Genomic DNA, 17,373 nt, shown 5'->3' on the forward strand with positions numbered 1-17,373 from the left:
GGGACCGATTGGACGACACGCGTGTCGTCCCCTCAGGCAGGCAAGACGGCCATCGGAGTTCTTGACCGGCCATTCTTGAATGACTATTCTCAAACCTATGGCCCGACCACGCCAGTTCGACGAGAAGACAGCGATCGAAGCCGCGGCGGCGGTCTTCCGGCAGCGGGGATACCACGCGACCTCGGTCGATCACCTCGTCGAGGCGACGGGTGTCCACCGGGGGAGCCTGTACGGCGCGTTCGGCAGCAAGCACGGTCTGTTCGCCCGGGTGCTGGAGCACGTCGCCGCCGACCGGCACGACAGCGCCGGACGGCTCGACGTCCTGCTGGTCGCCCTGCTCGAACTCGCGCCCGAGGACGAGCGGTTGCGCGCGCGGGTCCGGGCCGTCATCGAGGACCGCGGGACGACCCCGGACGAGCTGGGAAGACGGCTGATGGCCCGCGCCGGATTGCCGGACATCGACAACGGAGGAACGACATGAGCAACAACCGCGTCACCATCACCGGAGACCGCCTGGTGGTCGAACCGGTGGGGATCGACAAGATCTGGTCATTCACCCGGCGGCTCGAAGTCCCGCTCGCCCACGTGCGCGGTGCGACGCACGATCCGGGAATGCGTGACGAGCCGAAGGGGTGGCGCGGTCCGGGTCTCCACCTACCCGGGAAGCTCTGCGGCACCTTTCACGCCGACGGTGACCGGCAGTTCTGGAACGTCTCCGGCTTCGACCGCACGGTCGTCATCACCCTCGACGAGGCCGAGGACTTCAACCGGCTGGTGCTCACGGTCGACGATCCCGCCGGGACCGTCACCGCCGTCAACAACGCGATCGCGGTCGCGTGAAGACCCGCTTGCGTACATGAAGGCCTATCCGGGGCGGTAATCGGGCCTGCCTGTCGAAGTCATCTGCCCACAAGGGAAACCGATCCCCCCAATTTGTGACCTTGGAGACGTCCGAAGGGCCGCTCAGGAGGTTCGACGCTCCCGAGCGGCCCTTCAGCTGCGCGGTGGTTGATCAGAAGTTGGGCTGCACGTACAGGTCGTACGCCCAGGGGATCACGTTGGAGGGATAGCACATCCAGCCATCCCAGTCCCCGGCGATCTGGCCGTGGTGACCGCTGATCCCGCACTCCTCTTGGTTCGGATACGTTTTGAAGTACTCGTAATCCGAGGCCTGCGCCGCTCCCGCGGTCACGGCGCTGAACGAAACGAAGGCCGCGACAGCGGCTCCGGCGACGGCGAACCGTCGCAAGGTGTTCTTCATGTCTTCCCCAGTGTCCCAACTTGATGATCACGAAACGGACAGCAGGAGATTAGCGGACACCGGGATCCCGCGTGATCAAACGCAGAACTCGCGTGATCGAAGGCGTAACTCGCGTGCTTGGAGACGTAACTCGTCCAAGCACGCGAGTTACGCGTTCAAACACGTGAGTTACGCCTTCAAGCACGCGAGTTACGCCCGGGTCAGACGCCCGCCCAGGCCGCCAGCATCACGCGCGCGATCGACGAGTTCCCCGGCAGCACCAGCTGCCGGGTGCCGCCGGCGATCGGCGTCGGCACGGCGCCCGCGTTCCGCAGCTGGCTGTTCGCGAAGGCGGCCCGCACCTCCTCGCGCGAAACCCAGAACGCCTCTTCGATCTCGCCCTCCGCGGGCACGATCGTCGACGAGATGTCGGCCCGCGCGGTGAAGCCGAGCATGATCGACCGCGGGAACGGCCACGGCTGGCTGCCGAGATAACGCACATCGCGCACCTCGACGCCGACCTCTTCGCGGATCTCCCGCTCGACACAACCTTCGAGCGATTCCCCCGCCTCGACGAAACCGGCGAGGATCGAGTACCGGTCCGGCGGCCAGATCGGCTGCCGCGCCAGCAGGACGTGTTCGCCGTTGACGCCGGCGTCGTCGTGCACGAGACAGATCACCGCCGGGTCGGTGCGCGGGTACTCCTCCCGGCCGCAGCCGGTGCACTTGCTCGCCCAGCCCAGCTGGATCAGCTCGGTCGGGCTGCCGCAGCGCGTGCAGAACTTCGCCTGCCGCCGCCAGGCCTGCAGCGCCTGCGCGGTGGTGAACAGCCCGGCCGATGTGTCGTCGAGCAGGTCACCGTAGCCGCGCAGGTCGACCCAGATCTCGCCGTCGCGGCGCTGGACCTGTTCGATGACGCCCCAGCTGCCCGCCATTTCGACGGTCTCCGTCTCCCCGGCGGGGCGGCCGGGCATCGACCAGTAGTCGGTGCCCTGCCACTCCCCCAGGAAGACCGCGTCCGCGGGCGGCTCGGTGCCGAAGTCCTGCGGCTTGCGGGTCGCGAGCGTGCCGGAACCTTCCACCACCGGGGTGCGCGCGTGCTCGTCGAGCAGCACGACCCGGGCGTTCGGCCAGCGCTCGGCGAGCCTGTCCGGGTCGGTGCGCAAGGATTCCTGACGGTCCGCAGTGGAGCGCGAAAGCGTCGGGAGCGCTCCCAACCCGAACGGCGTCTCCATCAGGAGGGCTCCCCGACGGTCACGTCGCCCAGCGCCGTCAGCTTCGGCGCGAGGACCTCGGCGTCGCCGACGACGACCCCGGTGAACCGCTTGGGCGCGAAGAACTCCAGCGCCGCGTTCGCCACGTCTTCGGCGGTGACCGCGGCGAGCCGCTCCGGGTGCCCGGCGAGCCACTCGACGCCCAGCCCCGTCGCGGCGAGCGCGGACAGCTGCGCGGCCAGGCCACCCTGCGACGACGCCGCCGTGACCAGCGAACCGATCGCGTACTGGCGCACCGACTCGACCTCGTCGGCGGTCGGCGGCACGAGACCGAGCCTGGCCAGCTCGTACCGCGTCTCCAGGAGCGCGGCCGCGGTCGCGTCGGTCGCGGTGTCCGCGTCGACGTTCACCACGGCGGTCTGGTCGGTGAACTCGAAACCGGAGTGCGCGCTGTAGGTGTAACCCTTGTCCTCGCGGATGTTCTCGACCAGCCGCGACGAGAAGTACCCGCCGTACACGAGGTTCGCCAGCTGCAGCGCTGGGTACCGCGGGTCCGTGCGCGACACGGTCTGCGCGGACAGCCGGATCTGTGACTGCACGGCACCGGCCCGCGGCACCAGCAGGACGTTGCCGCCGACGAGGTCGGGCAGCACGGGCAGGCGGACGGCGGAGCGGTCCGAAGCCCAGCCGCCGAACGCCTTCTCCAGGTCGCCGATGACGGTCTCCGGGTCGATGTCGCCGACGATCACCAGCACGGATCCCCGCGGCAGCACCGAAGCCCGGTGCAGCGCGCGGACCTGTTCCGGCGTCACGACCGCCACGTCTTCGGCCTGCGGGACCTCGCGCACGGCCGGGTGGTCGCCGTAGCGGTGCTTCTGCAGCGCCTCGCGGGCGATCGTCCTCGGCTGCGTGCGGGAGACGGCGATCCGCTCGATGAGCCGCTCGCGTTCCCGCTCGACCTCGGCGTCCGCGTACGACGCGCCGGTGAGCGAGTCGGCGAGGACGTCGAGCATCGTCGGCAGGCCGTCGGCCAGCGAGGTACCGGTGATGATCAGACGCTCCGGGTCGACACCGGAGGCGAGGTCGCCGCCGATCAGCGCCAGGTCCGCGTCGATCTCGATGCGGTCGCGGCGGGCGGTGCCGGTCAGCAGGGTTTCGGCCAGTACCTCGGCGGTCGCCGGGTGCAGCTTGTCTTCACCGGCGAACGGGATCCAGACGCGCAGCTCGACCAGCGGCACGGTGGGCTTGCGGACGGCGAGCACCCGCAGCCCGTTGCTCAGCGTGGTGTCCACATGGGACAGATCGGCGGCGGCGCGCTGTGTCCCCAGCGAAGGGACCGGACGCGGCCCGGTGGCCGTGCGGCCGATCTCCTCGGCGGTGCGGTGCGGTGCGCTCACTGCTCGGTACCTTCCTGGTCTGAAGATCCACTACCCGGGCGGACGACGAGCACGGCGCGCGAATCCGGCCGCAGCGCCTTCGCCGCCGCCGAAACGGCCTCCCCGGTGATCGCCGAGATCTTCTCGGCGAGCCGGTACACCAGCGAAGCGTCGCCGTACAGCAGCTCGAACGAGCCGAGGGCCAGCGTGCGGGACACCAGCTTGTCGTGCTCGGAGTGCAGGCTCGCGGCCCAGCGCGCGGTGACCTTCTTGATCTCCTGGTCTTCCGGCGGCGTGGCCGCCAGCTTCTCCAGTTCCTCGTCCAGCGCGGCGAGGACCTGGTCGGTGCCGACCTCGTGCGGGTGGATCGCGGTGATGGTGAACGTGTCCGGGTCGCGGGCCTCGAACGGGCCGAACAGCCCGGCGCCCGCGCCGATGTCGACGACCAGCGGCTCCCGGTGCACCAGGCGCTGCTGCAGGCGGGAACCGTCGCCGTCGGTCAGCACGCCGGCGAGCACGAGGTTCGCCAGGTAGCCGTCGAGGTCGTTGATCGGATCCGGCATGCGGTAGCCGACGCCGACCGCGGGCAGCGGGGCGTGCGGGTCCACGTGCTCGCCGCGCAGCTCGCCCTCGGGGGCGGGCTCGGCGAACGACGGGCGCTGCGGCGCGGGCCGGTGCGGCACGTCGCCGAAGTGCTTCTCGATCAGCTCGCGGGCCTCCTCGACGGTGAAGTCACCGGCGACGGTCAGCACCGCGTTCGCGGGCGAGTAGTAGGTGTCGAAGAAGGCGGCGCAGTCGTCCAGGGTGGCCTGTTCGAGATCCTCGAACCCGCCGTAACCGTTGTGCGCGTTGGGGAACGTGGAGTACAGCACCGGCGGGAGCAGGATCCACGGGAACCCGCCGTACGGCCGGTTCAGCACGTTGAGGCGGATCTCCTCCTTGACCACGTCGATCTGGTTGGCCAGGTTCTCCTGCGTCAGCTTCGGCGCCCGCATCCTGTCCGCTTCGAGGAACAGGGCGCGCTCGAGAGCCGCGGCGGGGAGGACCTCGAAGTAGTCCGTGTAGTCCGGATGGGTGGAGCCGTTGAAGCTGCCACCACTCGACTGGACGTACCGGAAGTGCGCGAGCTTCTCCAGGCTCTCGCTCCCCTGGAACATCAAATGCTCGAAGAGGTGCGCGAAACCGGTGCGCCCTTCGGGCTCGGAACGGAAGCCCACGTCGTAGTGGACGCTGACACCCACCACCGGAGCGGTCGCGTCGGGCGCGAGCACCACGCGCAGACCGTTGTCGAGGGTGAATCGGACAAGCTCGGGATCGGCCATGCGCACCACCCTACGGGCTACTCAGGCCTCCAGGCGACGACCCTGGCGGGTCGCGGCGAAGGTTCCCACTAGCGCGGCCGTGAAGTCGCTCACCCGCTCGATCGGGACTTCCTCGCCGTCTTCCTTGCCGTACCAGTAGATCTTGGGCGGCCCCTTGAGCGCGGCGAATCCGGAGACCCACCGTTCTTGTTCGCCGAGAGCGAGCGCGTACGGCAACGCCCGGGAAAGAAGCACCTCGCGTTCGAGCTTCGGGACGTCCGTCGCCTCGGTCGCCAGCAGCGCGTCGCGGACGCCGAGCAGCCGTCGGTGCAGCACGACGCCGGCGCCGGTGCGCACCGGCAGCCACCGGGCGGCGACGGCGAGTACCGCGCCCGCGGCGATGACGATCAGTCCGAGCTGGGCGTAACCGACGGTCAGGGCCAGCAGGACGGTGAGGAACAGCCCGTAGAAGCAGATCCGCAGGCCGACGCGGGTCAGCCTGCCGGGCAGCCGCGAGTACCAGCGGCGTTCGACCACGCTGTCGGCCAGCGCCTCGCGCACCGTTTCGATCCCGATCCGCGCCGACTGGATCTCCGACAGAAGCACGGACTCGCGTTCGCCGGGCAGCAGCGCGTCGAAGACCGCGCGTTCGTAAGCGGTCAGCTGGTCGTCCGGCGGGTTGCGGCGCACGAGCCGCCAGCCGGTCAGCTCGCCTGGCTCCTCACTCACCCAGAGGTAGTTCCGGACGACGAGGTCGACGACCGTCGCGGCGAGGTCGACGGCGTCGGCGCGACCCGTGAGGACGGTCCCGACCTGGCCGGGCAGCACACCGTCGGGTGAAGCGAACGCGGCGTGTTCGTCCTTCCCGGTGAGCAGCCGGACCGGGAGCGCGTCTCCAGGGTGCTCGTCCCGCCTCCGCAGCAGGATCAGCGCCACCGCGGCCGCGACCAGCGCGAGCGCGAAGCCGAACCAGGCCCAGCCGACCGGAGCGGTGAGCACGAACGCCCCGGCGAAGGTCTTCGACGGCTCCAGGCGCGCGTTCGCCGGGACGGTCCCGCCGGGTAGCTCGACCGAGATCTCCATCCGCTGCCCGGCCACGAGGTTCTGCTGGCTGAACCTGGTCAGCCCGGAATGCGCGATCTGGGCGGTACCGCAGCGCGCGCGAGACCCCTCGGGCCCGGCGTGACAGGTGACGGCGTCCGGGACGGACGGCGCGGCGAAGCTCGCCCGCACGAGTTCGAGCCGGGAGTCCCAGCCGCCCGCGAGCTGCCAGCTCACGCGGTTCAGGCCGTCGGCTTCGGAGACCGCACCGTCCACTGTGTACCGGACGACCGAGGTTCCGCCCTTGAGCTTGACGGTGAACTCGTCGTCGGTCAGCTCGGCGTTGCCCGCGCCCTCGATGACGACGTCGCGGATGCCGATGATCCGGTCACGGTTGTTCGGTGCCGCGGTGCGGAGCGGGATCCGGCGGGTCATCGTCGCCTCGCTCGGCACGGATACCGCCTCGACGACCGAGAGCGCGCCGTCGCGTTCCACCTTGAGCGAGATCTCCGCGCTGTTCGGCAGCGAGGGCAGCTGCGGTTCGCCTTGTGCTCCCGCCGGTGCCGCGCCCAGCACCAGCAGGAGACCGACCAGCAAGCAGATCTTCACGTCAGGCGGGGACCGGTTCCGGGCGAAGCGAGCGCAGGTGCCCGGATTCGGCGAGCAGACCGTCCAAAGCGGACAGGAACGACGGCAGGTGCGCGGCGAACCGGCGCAGGTCCCGATCGCCTTCGAGGCCGCCGAACCAGTACAGCCCGGCCGAACCGTCCGCCGACGGGTCGAGCCCTTCGAACGTCCGGAGCCAGCGCTCGGCGTCGCCGAGCACGATTGCGTACGGCAGCGACCGCGAGAACACCATTTCCCGGTCCGCCACCGGAATGTCGGCGACCTTGACGGTGTGCAGGTACTCGAGCAGCCCGCGCACCTGGCCGACCAGGCGCCTGCCGCGTGAGGTCCGCGGCGGCACCCACGAAGCGCCCAGCAGCGCGGCGACGCCGGCGAGCACGGCCGCGACGCCGAGCAGCGCGTGCCCGACGGTGAAGGTCAGGACGGCGGTGCCCACTAGGCCGAGCGCGATCAGGCCGAGCCCCGCCCAGGTGAGTTTGCTCTTGCCCTTGTCCGGACGGCGCGAGAACCAGCCCTTGCGCACCACGTCGGCGTACATCGCCTCGCCCGCGACACGGAGATCGACGGTGCCGCGGCCGCGCAGTTCCGACAGCAGCACGGAATCGGTGCCCTCGGGCAGGATCGCGGTGTAGATCTCGCGCTCGAAGGCGGCGAGGTGCTCGTCCGGCGCGTTGCGGCGCGCGATCCGCCAGTCGACCGTGCCCGCGCCGCGGACTTCGGCGATCCACAGGTAGTTGCGGACGGCGAGGTCGACCACCGTGCCGCTGACGTCCACGACGTCGACCGTCTCGTCGACGACCGTGCCGACCTGTCCCGGCAGGACACCGTCGGGCGAGGCGAACGAGACCCTATCTCCTTCGCGCATGAGGACGTCGACCGGACCGGTGCCCGCGGTGAGGGCGGCCTTGTCGCGGCGGCGCAGCAGCCAGATGGCGACCGCGCCGAGCACCAGGATCAGTGCCAGCGCACCGAAACCGAGGCCGGCGAGGGTGGTGAGGGCGAACGCGCCGCCGACCGTGGCGATCTGCTCGAACCGCGCGTTCGCGGGTACCGTGCCCGCCGGGAGCTGGACGGCGATGTCGACCCGCTCACCCGCCGGGAGTTTGTCCTGCTCGACGCGGACGACGCCGCTGTGGTCGGTCTCCGCGAGCGAACACTGCCTGTCCGAACCGAGCGGCCCGGCGAAACAGTCCACTGTGGGCGTTTCACGCGTCGGCGCGCTGAACGAGGCGGACACCCGGGACAGCTCGCCGTCCCAGCCGCTCGCGACCTGCCAGCGGACCTGCTGCGCGCCACCGGCGTCGGCGACCGCTCCGTCCACTTTGTACTTGAGGGTGGCCGCGCCGCCGTCGAAGGTGGCGACCAGCTGTTCGCCGTTCGGCTCCGCCTTTCCCGCGCCCTCGACCGAGACGTCACGGACGACGTACACGCGGTCCTGCTCCTCACCGGCGGGAACCCGCAAGGGAATCCGGCGTACGAGGTGCTGTCCACCCGGGACGGTCACCTGCTCGGTGATCGACAGCGAACCGTCGCGTTCCACCTTCACCGCGACGTTCGCGGCCGGGCCGCTCGGCGGCTGGAGCAGCCCGAGCTGACCGCGCGCGCCGATCGGCGGCGGCTTCGGCAACTGTGGCGCGTTGGTCAGCGAAGGGCCCGCCGCGGGCGCCTCCGGAACGTTCGTATCCGACGGCGGGGCCATCAAGGCCGAGCTCGCCGCGACGGCCACGACCGCCGTCCCCCATTTCGTCAACACAGCCACACACTCTAGGGCAGCCGATCTATGCTGACCGCCGAAACGCCGAATCCGCCACCTGGGCGAACGGCGTTGCCGAACACATGGGGGATCCACTCGATGAACCAGCAGCCGCCCGGCCCGCCTGATCCGCGGCGCCGGCCGACTCCGCCGCCACGTCCGCCTCAGGGCGGCCGTCCGCTTCCGCCGCCGGGAGCGCGTCCGCTGCCGCCTCGCGGTGGCCCGCCGATGCCTCCGCCGAACCGGCCGGGTCCCGTCCCGCCCGGTCGTCCCCGGCCGCCGGTTTCGCAGCCGCCGCCGTTCCGGCCGGGTCCGCCGAGTGGTGGCCTGCCGCTGCCCCCGCCGGGCGCGGCTCCCCTGCCGCCGCCTCGGATCGGCGCACCGGTCCCGTTCCAGCCCGGCGCGGCCGGCCCGCCGCAGCTTCCGTACGGCCCGCGTTTCGCGCAGCCCGCGTTCGCTCCTTACGGGGGTTACCAAGCCAAGAAGTCGAACGGCGGGGTGATCGCGGCGGTCGCGATCGTGGCCCTGATGGCGGTGATGGGCGGGCTGCTCATGGTGGTCACCATCGCAGGCGGCGGGTCGAGCCAAGTCGCGGACGTCGGATACTCCAGCTATCCCACGACCTCCACTTCGGACTACACGACGACCACCACGTCCAGTGACACGTCGACCACGAGCACCCGTTCGCGCGAGACGACCGCCTCACGCGAAACTTCGGCGGGCTCGACCCGCGAGACGTCGGCCAGCCGCGCGCCGTCCGGCCCGCGGCCGCACCTCAAACTGGCGGACAACCCGCTGTGGCTCGATTCCCGGGTCGGCTTGCCGAACCAGCCGTGCAACCTCGCGCGCTGGGCGAACAACCCGGACGCGGCGGCGGCCTTCTTCGAAAGCGCGCGGCCCTGTCTGGACAGCGTCTGGCAGCAGGTCATGGACTACACGAAGCTGCCGTTCCGGGTCCCGACCGTGAAGTACCCGTCCGGCAAGAACTGGTCGAGCCCCTGCGGCGACGCCAGCAATGGTTCCGTGGCGGCGTTCTACTGCTCGCAGAACGAGACGCTTTACATGCCGTACGAAGGCCTCCAGGTCTCCCAGTACGGGAGCCGGCCGGGGGTCTATCTGGCCGTCTTCGCCCATGAATACGCGCACCACATCCAAGCGCTTTCCGGTATTTCGGAGGCCTATTGGACCGCCCGCTACGAAGCGGGCACGGACTCGGCGGCAGGGCTGGAGATGTCTCGGCGCAACGAGCTTTCGGCGCAGTGTCTTTCCGGGACGTTCCTGGGTTCGACGGTGGGCCGAGGCGGCTCGGTCGACCAGGCGATGTACCGCGACGCCTGGCAGACCCAGGACCGCGGCGACCACAACGGCGGCCCGCGCGACCACGGTTCCGACGCGCACGCGGTCTCGTGGTGGCAGCACGGCGCGCAGAAGAACCGGATGTTCGAGTGCAACACCTGGGCGGCCAAGCCGGCCGACGTCTCCTGACCGCGCTGTGGTTTTGTGGGCCGGCTGAAGTCCGTGAAGGCCTCCTTCCCTACTCTCAGGGTAGGTGGGNGCGGTCTCGTGGTGGCAGCACGGCGCGCAGAAGAACCGGATGTTCGAGTGCAACACCTGGGCGGCCAAGCCGGCCGACGTCTCCTGACCGCGCTGTGGTTTTGTGGGCCGGCTGAAGTCCGTGAAGGCCTCCTTCCCTACTCTCAGGGTAGGGAAGGAGGCCTTCACGGACTTGGGGACGACAGGTCAGCCCGGCGGCGCGAAGGGGTTCTCCGGAGCCGGCTCCGAGCGGGCTTCCGGCGCGGGAACAGCCGGTTGCGGCGGAGCCGACGGCTGCGGATAGACCTGAACCGGCGCGGCGGGCACCGCCTGCCCGTACTGGGCCGCCGGCTGCAGTTTCGCCTGATCCCGCCGCCGCCGTTCGGCCAGCACAGCCGACAGGTACGCCCAGGACGGCACCCCCGGCGGCACCGGCGCTCCGATCGCGGCCGCGACCTGCTGGGCGAGCCCGTACCCGAGCGCCTCGACCGCTTCGGGACGGAGCTCGCTCGTCCGGCTCAGGTACTGCCGGACGGCGAGCGCGAGGTCGTTCGAAAGCCGGGTCAGGTCCAGCTGCGAGGCCCAGTACGCCAGCTGCGGCGGCATCCCGACGTACGGCGTCCTGGCGGCGGGCATCCGTTCCCGGATCACCAGCGTGCCGGCGAGGTAGTCGCCGACGCGGCGGCCGTTGGGCGACAGCAGCGACGTGACCACCGCCACGACGCCGAGCATCCCGAGCGCCCAGAAGTCGATGAAGAACCCGGCGAGCCCGCGGACCAGCGCGTGCCGGAACCGCACCGGGCCGCCGTCGGTGCGGACCACCCGCAGGCCGAGCGCCATCTTCCCGAGGGTGCGGCCGCGGCTCAGCGTCTCGCAGATCACCGGGTAGCCGACCATGATCAGCACGACGGTCACCAGGAACAGGGTCAGCGCCAGCGCTTCGTCACCGAACGCGGCGACCTGGCTCAGCACCAGCATCGCGACGATCAGGGCGATGAGCTGGAGGGCGACGTCGAGCATCATGGCGAGCCCGCGGCTGGCCAGTTTCGCCGCACGGACGTCCAGGACGACGGCCTCGCCGGTGACGAGTTCGGACTCTTGTTCCACCGGGCAAGCGTAGTGACGAATAGGCTGGGCGACCAAGGACGATCGCCGGGAGGGCTCCGAGTTGGATGTGGACGTGTTCGTCGCCGCGCATCAGGCCGAATGGAACCGGCTGCGCGAGCTCGTCGGCCGCGCCGGGAAGCTCAGCGGCCCGGACGCCGACGAGCTGGTGACGCTGTACCAGCGCGTCGCGACACATCTGTCGATCATCCGCTCGGTCGCGCCCGATCCCGTGCTCGTCGCGCAGCTGTCCGGTCTGGTCGCGAAGGCGCGCTCGGCCGTCACCGGTTCGCACAGCCCCGCCTGGCGCGAGTTCGGCCTCTTCTTCACCCAGCGGTTCCCGGCGGCGCTGTACCTGAGCCGGCGCTGGTGGCTCGCTTCGGCGGCGGCGTCGATCGCGGTGATGGCGATCGCGGCGGTGTGGATCGCCGGTGACCCGCAGGTGCTCGCGTCGCTGGCCTCGCCAGAGGAATTCAGGGACCTGACCGCGCCGGGCGGGAAGTACGAGACGTACTACTCGTCCGACCCCGCGGGCTCGTTCGCCGCGCGCGTCTGGACCAACAACGCGTGGGTGGCCGCGACCTGCCTGTTCCTCGGCGTGGTGCTGGGTGTCCCGGTGATCTACGCGCTCTGGGCGAACTCGCTGAACCTCGCGATCGGCGCGGCGCTGATGTCCTCGGCCGGGCGGCTCGACGTGTTCTTCGGCCTGATCCTGCCGCACGGCCTGCTGGAGCTGACCGCGGTGTTCGTCGCCGCCGGGACGGGACTGAAGCTCGGCTGGACGGTCATCGACCCGGGACGCCGTTCCCGGACGGCGGCGCTCGGCGAACAGGGTCGATCGGTCGTGGTGATGGCGCTGGGACTGACCGTGGTGCTGCTGATCTCCGGCGTGATCGAGGGGTTCGTGACGCCGTCGGGCCTGCCGACCTGGGCACGCATCGGAATCGGAGTAGTCGCCGAGGTCGCGTTCTTACTGTACGTGTTCGTCGTCGGGCGCCGCGCCGCGAAAGCGGGCGAAGTGGGTGATGTCGACTGGCGATACGCTGGAGATTCTCGACCGGAAGCCGGCTGACCTGGTTAGCTCCTTTCATGGGGAGAAAACGGTTACGCGTCTTCGCGATCGTCGTCCTGTCCGTACTCGCCTCGACGCTCCTCGTCGGCGCGTCACAGGCTCAAACCGTGTCCGCGCCGTCCGGCAAGCTGAACTGGGTGGTGAGCGTCGGCGGATTCCGGACCGACGCCGACCGTAATTACGTCCGCCTCGGCTATCTCGTGTTCAACCCGGCCGACAACACCGTCGCGCACAACTTCTGGACCTGGAGCCAGGCGGGTTTCCCCGTCCCGGTCGACAGCGGCGACGTCTACTACTGCGGAGACTGGGCACCGGGTACCAATCCCCGCAACAACTGCCCGATCAAGACCGCGCCCGGCTTCACCGGGGCGCCGAACGGCCACTTCACCGGCACCTACGCCGAGACCTCCGGGCAGGTGGCCATCACCTGGACCCGCAGCACCGTCGACGGCACCACCACCGCCGTCGACCTCAAAGAGACGTGGGCGGTCTCGGAGACCCGGCCGGGTCTCGGCCGCCTGCAGCTCGTGAGCGACGACTACTCGATCACCAGCGGGATCGCCTACGGCAGCAACGCTTCCCTCGCGCAGACCAGCAAGGCCCCGATGAGCTCGGTCCGCGCGACCCAGCGGTCGTACCTGCTCGAAGGACAGGGCGTGAACCGCCGCGCGATCACGAACTGGACCCGCGGCGGCAGCGGCGCCCTCGGCGTCGGCCCGGGGTGGAACCGATGCGACGACGGCTCCTGTCTCGGATTCGTGCAGTACGACTCCGGATGCGACCCGTCCTCCTGCTGCCCCGCCGGCCCCGGATACGAGGCCTGCGCGAAGAAGATCGCCGACACCGGCGACAGGCGGTTCTACTACCTGAGCGACGCTTTCGGCGGACGGCGCAACAGCTACGAGTTCTGGTGCGAATGCCTGTCCTACAACGGTTGTTACCTCGGGAACAGCCACGTGCGGCCGCTCCTTCAGGTGATCGACGACGCGGGCGCGTTCCAAGGCTGGGTCGGCGCCGAGGTCAGCCCCGACCGGAGCGGCTCACGGGATCCCTCGGGCGAGTACTACTCGAGTTTCGCCCTGGTGGCGTAGTTCCGCATAGGCGGTGGTCACGCGCGCCGTCCATCCAGTCACGTTGGTGGGCACCGGAGCACAGCCCGGCCACGTCTTTGTCTTACAGGGCAAGCACTCGTTCAGCAGCTGCAGCTACCTTCGAAGGTGATGGTGTTCCCGTCCTCCAGGCTCGCGCTGCCCGTGAACCGGATCTCGAACTCGCCCGGTTCGGTCAGGACGATCTTCGGGCTCGCCGCCGAGCCGTCGGCCCCGGTCTTCGCGGTCGCCGTCTCGGCACCGCCTTCGAAGACCAGCACGTTCTTCGGCCGTGCCGCGCGGACGAAGAAGTTCAGCGGCACGTCGGCCGCGGGCTGACCGTTCTCCCCGACCACGCGCACCACGAACGGCTGACCGGGCGTCTTCGTAGACAGCCGCTGCCCGTTCCCCGACAGGATGGCGAGCGTCCGCACACCGGCAGCCCAGGTGTTGGAGAGTCCGGACAGCGAACAGACCTCCTGGTACAGCCGGGCCCCGGCGGCCGGTGACTCCGCGGTCAGGCACCGGGCCGTCGCCACGTTCGCCAGCAGCACCAGCCCGGGCAGCCCCGCGTTGCGCCGCCATTGCTGGTGCCGGTCCTTCCCGTCGCACGCCACGAGTTTGACGCCGACCCCGTCGACGGGACTGATCGCCGCCAGGCACTGTCCACTCGCGACATGCTTGTAGGAAAGCGCGGCCTTGTCGTACACCCACTGCGCGTTGGCGTCCTTCGCGTCGGCGAGGGCGAGCTTTCCGTCGGCCGCGGCCAAGGAGATGGTGCCGCCCCCGTCGGCGAGGTAGACCGGTGCCCCGGCAGGCTGCGCGGAAGCGGGCACTCCGGACAGCAGCACCGAAGCCACCGCGAAGAACAGCACGAACCTGCGCAAACCTGGCCTCCGTCGGGTCGGTCCGGATCTCCTCCGAGCTAACCGCCCGGGACACCCGTCGCCAACCGGCACCACTCCATCGGGTTCAGCCGAACCGCACGTGGGTCTGCCACAGCTTGAACAGCTCAAGATCACCGAAGACGTCCTGGGCGTCCTTGCGCTGGTAGAGCGCCAGTAGCAGCTCCGTCAGCGAGCCGCGCACGGTCACCGCGGCACCGCGCCGTCCCCGCTCCCAGGTCACCACCGAGCCGCCGAGGTCGAGGAACCAAGCGTGCTCCCCCGACTCGAAACCCACCGACCGGCCGGCCCCGAGGATCTCCCGCTTCTCCGGCCTGAACTCGAAGTGCAGCGGCAGCGCTTCGAGTTCCATCCACTCGTCGATCGCGTCGAGCACGACTTCGGGCGTGGCGCGGAACTCCAGCCCCGCTGCCAGGGTCGCGTCGGCGCGATGGACCAGCGTCTCGTGCGTGAAGCGGCGCGCGTAGAACGACGCGGTCCGGTAGTGGAACGGCACCCAGACTTCGGCGTCCGGTCCCGCTTCCCGCAGCGCCGAAGCCAGCGCGGAAGCACCGTCTGCCAGCCAGGACCCGGGCAGCCGTCCGGAATCGTCGCCGTCCACCCGGCGCACCTGGTCGTCGGGCACCGGCGCGGTCGCCCGGCTCCGGACGATCTCGGCAGCCCATCGGTGCCCGGCGCCGAGATGCCGCACCAGCGCGCCCAGTGTCCAGCCGGGGCAGGACGGCACGGGCGTCGTCAGGCCGGCGTCGGCCAGTTCGGTCGCGAACAGTTCGGCCTGGGTGACGATCTCCGCGCAGTGCCGGTCGAAATCCATCGGTTCCTCCTGATGATCGGTTCACCAGCGGGTCGGAGCCGATTCACGGCTCTCGACATCACAGCCGCCCGGCCGCCTTCAACGCGAGATACCGGTCCGCCAGCCGCGGCGGCAGGTCCTCGGGCACCGCGTCGACGACCTCGACCCCGTGCCGCGCCAGCCGCGCGGTGACCTGGCGCCGTTCGGCCAGCACGCGCTCGGCCGCGGCCGCGTCGTAGACGGCTTCCGCGTCGCCACGTCCCGCCGCCATCTCGGCGACCCGCGGGTCCGCCACCGAAGCGATCATCAGCTGGTGCCGCGAGGTCAGCTTCGACAACACCGGGAACAGGCCTTCTTCCAGCGGCGCCGCGTCCAGCCCGGTCAGCAGGACGACCAGCGCGCGCCGCCGGGTCCGCCGCAGCACCTCCGCGACCATCCCCCGCGCGTCGGTCTCGACCAGCGACGATTCGAGCGGCGCCATGGCGTTCACCAAGGCGGGCAACAACTCCGTCGATCCCTGGACCGCGGCGTGGACCTGCCGGTCGTAGGCGAGGAGGTCGACGCGGTCACCCGCCCGGGCGGCGAGCACGGCCAGCAGCAGTGCCGCGTCCATCGCCGCGTCGAGCCGGGGAGCGTCCCCCACCCGGCCCGCCGACACGCGGCCGGTGTCGAGCACCAGCACCACGTGCCGATCGCGTTCGGGGCGCCAGGTCCGCACCATGACGTCGGACGCGCGCGCCGAAGCCCGCCAGTCGATCGACCGGATGTCGTCGCCGATCACGTATTCACGCAGGGAGTCGAATTCCGTGCCCTGGCCCCGGATCAGCACGGCGTTGCGGCCGTCGAGCTGCTGCAGCCGCGCGAGCCGCGAAGGCAGATGCTTGCGGCTGTGGAACGGCGGCAGCACCCGCACGGTCCACGGCACGTCGTGCGAACCCTGGCGCGCGGCGAGCCCCAGCGGCCCGGTCGACCGGACGGTCACCCGCGTCGCGATCCGGTCGCCGCGCCGGGTCGGGAGGAGCCGCGTGGTCACGACGCGGCGTTCGCCCGGGGGCAAAGTCAGCCGGTGCCGGTCGTCCGCGCCGGCGCTGGGCGGCCAGGCGTCCCGCAGCCACGCGCGCACGGGACGGCCGCCGGGATTGGCCACGGTGAGCGTGACCTCGCACGCCTCCCCCAGCCGCACCGACGTCGCGCCGGAACGCGCGAATTCCAGCCGCCGCACGCTCCCGGCGAGCAGGAGATCCAGCACCACCAACAGAAGCAGCACCGCGGCGGCCAGCCCGATCCCGGCCCACGAGGGCAGCAGGAAACCGACCACCGGCGCCGCGAGGAGCGCCAGCAGCCCGAGCCGCCCGGTGACGGCCATCAGCGCGGAACGGGCACGGACGCGAGGACCCGGTCCAGCACGCCGTCGGCGGTCGCGCCTTCGAGTTCGGCCTCGGGCCGCAGGTCGAGCCGGTGCCGCAAAGCCGGACGTGCCAAGGCTTTGACGTCGTCCGGGGTGGCGTAGTCACGGCCCGCGAGCCAAGCCCACGCCCGGGTCGCGGCGAGCAACGCGGTCGCGCCACGCGGCGAGACGCCGAGCCGCACCGACGGCAGCGACCGCGTCGCCCGGCAGACGTCGACGATGTACGCGAGCACCTCGGGGCGCACGGTGACCCCGGCGACCGCACGCCGCGCGGCGTCGAGCTGGGTGGCCCCGGCGACCGGCGTGACTCCGGCGGCGCCAAGGTCACGCGGGTCGAAACCCTGCGCGTGCCGGGAAAGAATGCCGAATTCGTCCTCACGGGACGGCATCGGCATGGTCAGCTTCAGCAGGAACCGGTCCAGCTGCGCCTCGGGCAGCGGGTACGTGCCCTCGTACTCGACCGGGTTCTGCGTCGCGATCACGATGAACGGGTCGGGCAGCGGCCGCGTCTTGCCGTCGCTGGAGACCTGACGCTCCTCCATCGCCTCCAGCAGCGAGGACTGCGTTTTCGGCGGGGTGCGGTTGATCTCGTCCGCCAGCAACAGGTTCGTGAACACCGGGCCCTCGCGGAACGAGAACTCGCCGCTGTGCGCGTCGTACACGATCGAGCCGGTGATGTCGCCCGGCATGAGGTCCGGCGTGAACTGCACCCGGGTCGTCTCCAGGTCCAGCGCGGCCGCCAACGCCCGCACCAGCAGGGTCTTCGCCACCCCGGGAACGCCTTCGAGCAGCACGTGCCCCCGGCACAGCAACGCGATGATGAGCCCGGTGACGGCCGCGTCGTTACCCACCACGGCCTTCCCGACCTCGGTACGCAGCGCGATCAGCGCCGCCCGCGCGTCGGCCGCGGCGTCCATA

Annotated in this window: 16 protein-coding genes; 5 read left to right on the plus strand and 11 right to left on the minus strand. The window is 70.7% G+C overall.

Annotated elements, in window-relative coordinates; all coding sequences use genetic code 11:
• The first annotated feature begins 97 nt into the window (after positions 1 to 97).
• Both ACXIZN_RS27500 and ACXIZN_RS27505 read left to right on the plus strand, forming a co-directional pair.
• The gene (locus tag ACXIZN_RS27500; protein ID WP_457957828.1) at positions 98 to 481 is read left to right on the plus strand and encodes a helix-turn-helix domain-containing protein; all 384 of its coding nucleotides are present in this window, start codon (positions 98 to 100) and stop codon (positions 479 to 481) included.
• Positions 478 to 840, plus strand: coding sequence for a hypothetical protein (locus tag ACXIZN_RS27505; RefSeq protein ID WP_457957829.1), 363 nt, complete (start codon positions 478 to 480; stop codon positions 838 to 840). The genes ACXIZN_RS27500 and ACXIZN_RS27505 overlap by 4 nt, the downstream gene beginning before the upstream one ends.
• 172 nt (positions 841 to 1,012) lie before the next feature.
• On the opposite strand, the gene ACXIZN_RS27510 is transcribed toward ACXIZN_RS27505, so the two are convergent.
• From ACXIZN_RS27510 to ACXIZN_RS27535, 6 genes are all read right to left on the minus strand, one after another.
• Positions 1,013 to 1,261, minus strand: a complete 249-nt coding sequence (locus ACXIZN_RS27510; RefSeq protein ID WP_257488993.1) for a hypothetical protein — start codon at positions 1,259 to 1,261, stop codon at positions 1,013 to 1,015.
• Positions 1,262 to 1,461: 200 nt separating this feature from the next.
• Positions 1,462 to 2,475, minus strand: a complete 1,014-nt coding sequence (gene nudC / locus ACXIZN_RS27515; RefSeq protein ID WP_457957830.1) for an NAD(+) diphosphatase — start codon at positions 2,473 to 2,475, stop codon at positions 1,462 to 1,464.
• Entirely contained in the window at positions 2,475 to 3,851 is a 1,377-nt protein-coding gene (locus tag ACXIZN_RS27520) for a M16 family metallopeptidase (protein ID WP_457957832.1), read from the minus strand. Before ACXIZN_RS27520 ends, nudC begins: the two co-directional genes overlap by 1 nt.
• Entirely contained in the window at positions 3,848 to 5,152 is a 1,305-nt protein-coding gene (locus ACXIZN_RS27525; protein WP_192746527.1) for a M16 family metallopeptidase, read from the minus strand. Before ACXIZN_RS27525 ends, ACXIZN_RS27520 begins: the two co-directional genes overlap by 4 nt.
• Positions 5,153 to 5,173: 21 nt before the next feature.
• Positions 5,174 to 6,781 (minus strand): DUF2207 family protein, encoded by a 1,608-nt coding sequence (locus tag ACXIZN_RS27530; protein WP_457957834.1) that lies wholly within the window; start codon positions 6,779 to 6,781, stop codon positions 5,174 to 5,176.
• A 1-nt stretch (position 6,782) separates the two neighbouring features.
• Entirely contained in the window at positions 6,783 to 8,552 is a 1,770-nt protein-coding gene (locus tag ACXIZN_RS27535; protein ID WP_457960608.1) for a DUF2207 domain-containing protein, read from the minus strand.
• Between the two features lie 228 nt (positions 8,553 to 8,780).
• Here ACXIZN_RS27535 and ACXIZN_RS27540 point away from each other — a divergent pair, with 228 nt between their 5' ends.
• Positions 8,781 to 10,037, plus strand: coding sequence for a neutral zinc metallopeptidase (locus ACXIZN_RS27540; RefSeq protein WP_457957835.1), 1,257 nt, complete (start codon positions 8,781 to 8,783; stop codon positions 10,035 to 10,037).
• A 255-nt stretch (positions 10,038 to 10,292) separates the two neighbouring features.
• Here the strand turns inward: ACXIZN_RS27540 and ACXIZN_RS27545 are convergent, their stop codons facing one another.
• Positions 10,293 to 11,192, minus strand: coding sequence for an RDD family protein (locus ACXIZN_RS27545; RefSeq protein WP_457957836.1), 900 nt, complete (start codon positions 11,190 to 11,192; stop codon positions 10,293 to 10,295).
• Positions 11,193 to 11,253: 61 nt separating this feature from the next.
• Here ACXIZN_RS27545 and ACXIZN_RS27550 point away from each other — a divergent pair, with 61 nt between their 5' ends.
• Both ACXIZN_RS27550 and ACXIZN_RS27555 read left to right on the plus strand, forming a co-directional pair.
• The gene (locus ACXIZN_RS27550; RefSeq protein ID WP_457957837.1) at positions 11,254 to 12,261 is read left to right on the plus strand and encodes a stage II sporulation protein M; all 1,008 of its coding nucleotides are present in this window, start codon (positions 11,254 to 11,256) and stop codon (positions 12,259 to 12,261) included.
• A gap of 17 nt (positions 12,262 to 12,278) precedes the next feature.
• Positions 12,279 to 13,352, plus strand: a complete 1,074-nt coding sequence (locus tag ACXIZN_RS27555) for a hypothetical protein (RefSeq protein ID WP_457957839.1) — start codon at positions 12,279 to 12,281, stop codon at positions 13,350 to 13,352.
• Between the two features lie 101 nt (positions 13,353 to 13,453).
• On the opposite strand, the gene ACXIZN_RS27560 is transcribed toward ACXIZN_RS27555, so the two are convergent.
• The 4 genes from ACXIZN_RS27560 to ACXIZN_RS27575 all read right to left on the minus strand — a co-directional run bounded on the left by ACXIZN_RS27560 (position 13,454) and on the right by ACXIZN_RS27575 (position 17,372).
• Positions 13,454 to 14,236 carry an RICIN domain-containing protein gene (locus tag ACXIZN_RS27560; protein WP_457957841.1) on the minus strand — a complete coding sequence of 261 codons (783 nt, stop codon included), beginning with the start codon at positions 14,234 to 14,236 and terminating at the stop codon, positions 13,454 to 13,456.
• A gap of 85 nt (positions 14,237 to 14,321) precedes the next feature.
• Positions 14,322 to 15,068 carry a maleylpyruvate isomerase family mycothiol-dependent enzyme gene (locus ACXIZN_RS27565; protein ID WP_457957843.1) on the minus strand — a complete coding sequence of 249 codons (747 nt, stop codon included), beginning with the start codon at positions 15,066 to 15,068 and terminating at the stop codon, positions 14,322 to 14,324.
• A gap of 58 nt (positions 15,069 to 15,126) precedes the next feature.
• A complete protein-coding gene (locus tag ACXIZN_RS27570; protein ID WP_457957845.1) occupies positions 15,127 to 16,413 on the minus strand; it encodes a DUF58 domain-containing protein in 1,287 nt (428 codons plus the stop codon).
• On the minus strand, positions 16,413 to 17,372 hold the full coding sequence (locus ACXIZN_RS27575) for an AAA family ATPase (RefSeq protein ID WP_457960609.1): 960 nt from the start codon (positions 17,370 to 17,372) through the stop codon (positions 16,413 to 16,415). Before ACXIZN_RS27575 ends, ACXIZN_RS27570 begins: the two co-directional genes overlap by 1 nt.
• Position 17,373: the final 1 nt, after the last annotated feature.

This window comes from Amycolatopsis sp. TRM77291, from assembly GCF_054166285.1.

Excerpts from the sequence above, each read along its gene's own strand:
- ACXIZN_RS27565 (WP_457957843.1), bottom strand. The coding sequence starts at position 15,068 with ATGGATTTCGACCGGCACTGCGCGGAGATCGTCACCCAGGCCGAACTG.
- ACXIZN_RS27555 (WP_457957839.1), top strand. The coding sequence starts at position 12,279 with ATGGGGAGAAAACGGTTACGCGTCTTCGCGATCGTCGTCCTGTCCGTA.
- ACXIZN_RS27540 (WP_457957835.1), top strand. The coding sequence starts at position 8,781 with ATGCCTCCGCCGAACCGGCCGGGTCCCGTCCCGCCCGGTCGTCCCCGG.
- nudC (WP_457957830.1), bottom strand. The coding sequence starts at position 2,475 with ATGGAGACGCCGTTCGGGTTGGGAGCGCTCCCGACGCTTTCGCGCTCC.
- ACXIZN_RS27500 (WP_457957828.1), top strand. The coding sequence starts at position 98 with ATGGCCCGACCACGCCAGTTCGACGAGAAGACAGCGATCGAAGCCGCG.
- ACXIZN_RS27575 (WP_457960609.1), bottom strand. The coding sequence starts at position 17,372 with ATGGACGCCGCGGCCGACGCGCGGGCGGCGCTGATCGCGCTGCGTACC.
- ACXIZN_RS27505 (WP_457957829.1), top strand. The coding sequence starts at position 478 with ATGAGCAACAACCGCGTCACCATCACCGGAGACCGCCTGGTGGTCGAA.
- ACXIZN_RS27570 (WP_457957845.1), bottom strand. The coding sequence starts at position 16,413 with ATGGCCGTCACCGGGCGGCTCGGGCTGCTGGCGCTCCTCGCGGCGCCG.
- ACXIZN_RS27525 (WP_192746527.1), bottom strand. The coding sequence starts at position 5,152 with ATGGCCGATCCCGAGCTTGTCCGATTCACCCTCGACAACGGTCTGCGC.
- ACXIZN_RS27510 (WP_257488993.1), bottom strand. The coding sequence starts at position 1,261 with ATGAAGAACACCTTGCGACGGTTCGCCGTCGCCGGAGCCGCTGTCGCG.